The organism is Hyphomonas sp. (genome assembly GCF_041689225.1).
Taxonomy (GTDB): domain Bacteria; phylum Pseudomonadota; class Alphaproteobacteria; order Caulobacterales; family Hyphomonadaceae; genus Hyphomonas.
In genome coordinates this window covers 1-3,778 of the sequence record NZ_JBDNGN010000175.1, presented here as the reverse complement: position 1 = coordinate 3,778, position 3,778 = coordinate 1, and the positions used below count along the sequence as shown (strand labels likewise).

Sequence of the window (3,778 nt, the reverse complement as noted above, 5' to 3'; positions counted from 1 at the left end):
TTGGCAACCACGCCGGTAATTGGTGGTGCATGCCGGGTTTGAAGGACAATGCCGTTAAAGCCGAAGGCGGCGGCGGACCGGTAGATGGCGCCGAGATTGTGGGGGTCGGAGACCTGATCGAGGACGCAGATGCGGGAAATGTCCCGGTCTATCAAGTCTTCCAGGCTGGACGGATTCAGCGGGGCAACCTTCAGGGCCAGGCCTTGGTGTACGGCGCCCGGCGGCAGGCGGTTGTCGAGATCCTTGCCGAGGATGATTTCCGGCGTGATCCGGGCAGGTCCGAGCCGCGCGGCGGCATTTTCGGTGGCGAGCAGCATGTGGCAGGTGCGCGACGGGTTTGCCAGCGCCGCCACAACGGCATGTGTGCCCCAAAGCCAGCCTTCGCCGTCTCCGCCGCCACTGCGTTCGCGTGGGCGATCCTGCAGTGGGCGCGGCGATCCGTCCTGTCCGGCCGGGCCGGGTGCGTTTCGGCGTTTTGTATGGTTGCGCGCCATTTCTTTCATCCCTATAAGGCCGTCTCCCGAAGCGGGTAGAGGGCGCGATTGGTCGTGCCCTTTAGGCGGTTCGGGGCGACGGCGTCAATTATCGTAAGTCGCAGGCAGCCCTTGGAGGGGTGGCCGAGTGGTTAAAGGCAGCAGACTGTAAATCTGCCCGCATAGCGTACACAGGTTCGAATCCTGTCCCCTCCACCACTGTTTGTGCTAAGGATAAGCGACGTACCTGTTGCGGGTATAGCATAATGGTAATGCACCAGCCTTCCAAGCTGAGTATCTCGGTTCGATCCCGTGTACCCGCTCCAGTTTTTCCCAAATAATTCAGGTGCTTGAGCCGTCTTCCAGCGTCGCAAGTGCGACGAATCGTTGATTCGTGGGCGAGAGGGCGCCGAAAGGGTAGCACGTGGTCAGGGCGAGGGTGGCTGGTCCGTTGCCGCCGGGGGTGAGCGTGCTGGCGTCAGCGTCGACGATCCGGGTTTCGGTAAGGCGGTAGGTGTGGGCCACACCGTCGGGGCCGGTGAGGGTGACGGCGTCGCCGGGCCGGGCCTGCTGCAAAAACGCAAAATGGCTGTCGCGGTGGCCGGCAAGCAGGGTGAGGCCCGGCTGGCCGGGGGCGGCGGAGCCGTGCATCAGGCCGGGACCGAAGGCGAGGGCCTGTCCGCTGGTGCCGTTCAGGACAATCGCGGCGGCGTGGAGGCGGGGCAGCTCAAGCCGCGCGGCGGGGGTGATGTCGGCCCAGGGCCAGGGTCGGGCGTCTGTGTCGCCGGTGAGCGTCCTTTCCCATGATTGGGCGAGCAGGACCTGGGAGAGGCTGGCCTTGGCCCTCATGTTCGCGCCGTTCCCAAAGAGGAGGAGGCCGGCGATGAGGAGGGCGGTTGTGACAATATCCCCCCTCCGACCCCTTCGGGGCCACCTCCCCCTTGCAAGGGGAGGATAAGACGTCAGCGCATCAAGCGGCATGAATCCGTATCCTCCGGAAGATGAGTTTCAGCATGAAGCCGATGAGGATGAGGATTATACCTGCCAGCAGTTTCAGGTCGGAAAGGGTGCCGGTATTTGGCAGGAGTACGCCGCGTTCGACTTGCATCGGGGCGTTCATGGCCTTCGGATCGGGCTTGCGGAGGGCGAGGGCATCGACCGGGATCAGGGGCGCGTCCGAGCGGATCCCGTCATGGCCGAAGACCTTGTCGAAATCCCAGCCTGCCGGAAGGTTCAGGGGAACAGTCGCACTTTCGAGCGTTGCAACGTCTGGCCGGGCTGGCGTCACATCGACGGCGACGAGGCTGGTGAGGCGCGAGACGAGATGGTGGGCGAGGGCAACACTCAGTATCTGGTCGTCGACCAGGTCTGGCAGCGTGTCGGACCGGGCGCGGTCGAGTTCAAGCGAGCTGATTTTCTTGCGGGCCCAGAGTTTGGAGATGCCTTTACGCTCGGCGGCCTGTTTGACGGGGAGGCCGACTTTCCAGGGCTGGTCGCCGTTGAGGCCGGAGACCCAGACCAAGCCATCCTTCGTGGCGCCCTGGGCCGCGATGACCAGCGTTTCGCCGGCATAGACATCCGGCAGCGGCGACGGCCATGCCTCGACTGCCGAGCCGTCCGGCCATGTGGCGGCGACATTGGTGATGGCCGGGCTTTCGAGTTTCGTGAACAGTGCGCCCATGCGGGCGGCGACTTCATCGACATCGCCGATATGGGTGAAGGTGCCTTGGCCGAGTTCCGCGGCGCGGGACATGAAGAAGCTGTTCGGAGCCGAGCCGATGCCGACCGTGAAGATGCGGGCATCCTTGCGATTGCGGCTGATGGTTTCGAACAGCTGCTGCTCGTTGCCGATGGCGCCGTCTGTCAGGAAGATGACCTGGCGCAGGCGGCCGTCGGCATTGCCGTGATCGGCGAGGGCTTCGCGCAGGGCGGGCAGCATTTCGGTGCCGCCGGTGGCTTCGAGTCGCTCGACCCAGTTCGTGGCGCGGGCCACGTTTGACGGCGTGGCATCGACCGGATGGTTGAACAGGGCATGGGTGACGGAGTTGAATTCGATCACGTTGAAACGGTCAGCGGGCGCGAGGCGCTGGACGGCCATGGCGAGGCTCTGGCGGGCCTGACGGATCGACTCGCCGCCCATCGAGCCGGACGTGTCGATGATGAATGTGATCTCGCGCGGTGGCGGCGGCGCGGCATGCGACGTGACCGGCGGCGTCACCATGAGCAGGTAATAGGGCTCGCCCTCAACGGTTTCCCGGAATAGGGCCGCCGACGGGGCATGTGAGGCCTTGGGACGCCAGGTCAGTTCAAAGTCGCGATTGGCGGGCACGCTGCCAGCCGACAGCGTGAGCGTGGCGGCGCTCGCGCCGGACCAGTCCACGTCCATCGGGTGATAGGTGGATTCCAGCTCTCCGACCGGGAAGCCGGCATTGAGGGAGACGTTCAGCGTGAGCGGGTTCGTGTTGCCGAGTTCCGGGTTGAGCACGGGAGGTGAGATGCGGGTCCGGTCCGGCACGGGGTCGACCACCGCCCAGCCGTCATCGCCGAGCGAGGCGGTGAGGATTTGCGGGGCCGGATTGTAGCGGGGGCCAACCACCATCGGGAAGCGGAGGGAGAACTGGTCGTCTGTCAGGCGGACCGTTTCCTGGTATTCGATCTGGACAATGATCGTCTCGCCAGGGCCGATATTGGCGATGGAATTGGCGAAGAGGTTGGGGCGTTCCTGTTCGAGCAGGGCGGTTTTTCTGCCTTCCGATTTGGCCTGTTCATAGATGGCTTTCGCCTTCTGGCGTTCCTCGATCATGCCTTCGATGAAACGGTCACCAATCTGCATGCGTAGCGTATCGACGGCGCTTTCATCCGGCAGCGGGAAGACATAGACGCCTTCGATCCAGCCGTCGGTCGTGTTCTCGAAGCGCTGGGTGACGCGGGTGCGGGCGATCGGGCCGGATATGTCGATCTGCACATCGGTGAGCAGGGACGGGGCTTCGATATATTTCCCGGGCGTGGAGGATTTGAGCAGAAGGGCGCCGGTTGTGGCGTCATTCGGGGTGACGAGGCGCGGTTCCTGGTCGGCCCAGGCCGCGCCGGCTGCGAATGCCGCCGACGCCAGGATCGATCCGAGCCACTGGCCCGAGCGGGACAAGAGGGGGGCGTGGGCACGTATCCTGACGGCGGCGAGCATGGCGTTTTCCTTTCATTGCTGAATTGCAATGATTGGAAGCTGCGCCCCGAATAAGGCGGGAAAGGTCTGGCTTTCGGGCAGGGGTGGTACTTGTTCTGGGCGGTTTGGTGCGGGGAATGTG

At 64.4% G+C, this 3,778-nt stretch carries 3 protein-coding genes and 2 tRNA genes; 2 read left to right on the top strand and 3 right to left on the bottom strand.

Annotated elements, in window-relative coordinates; translation table 11 throughout:
* A partial coding sequence (locus ACESNB_RS17350) for a TrmH family RNA methyltransferase (RefSeq protein ID WP_373009598.1) occupies positions 1-494 on the bottom strand: 494 nt, incomplete at its 3' end.
* 113 nt (positions 495-607) lie between these two features.
* Between ACESNB_RS17350 and ACESNB_RS17345 the strand changes: the two genes are divergently transcribed.
* Both ACESNB_RS17345 and ACESNB_RS17340 read left to right on the top strand, forming a co-directional pair.
* Positions 608-692, top strand: a tRNA-Tyr gene (locus ACESNB_RS17345).
* 33 nt (positions 693-725) lie between these two features.
* Positions 726-799 (top strand) — tRNA-Gly (locus tag ACESNB_RS17340).
* A gap of 16 nt (positions 800-815) precedes the next feature.
* On the opposite strand, the gene ACESNB_RS17335 is transcribed toward ACESNB_RS17340, so the two are convergent.
* Positions 816-1,454, bottom strand: a complete 639-nt coding sequence (locus ACESNB_RS17335) for a class GN sortase (RefSeq protein ID WP_373009597.1) — start codon at positions 1,452-1,454, stop codon at positions 816-818.
* Positions 1,444-3,657 carry a marine proteobacterial sortase target protein gene (locus ACESNB_RS17330; protein WP_373009596.1) on the bottom strand — a complete coding sequence of 738 codons (2,214 nt, stop codon included), beginning with the start codon at positions 3,655-3,657 and terminating at the stop codon, positions 1,444-1,446. The genes ACESNB_RS17335 and ACESNB_RS17330 overlap by 11 nt, the downstream gene beginning before the upstream one ends.
* Between the last annotated feature and the right edge of the window lie 121 nt (positions 3,658-3,778).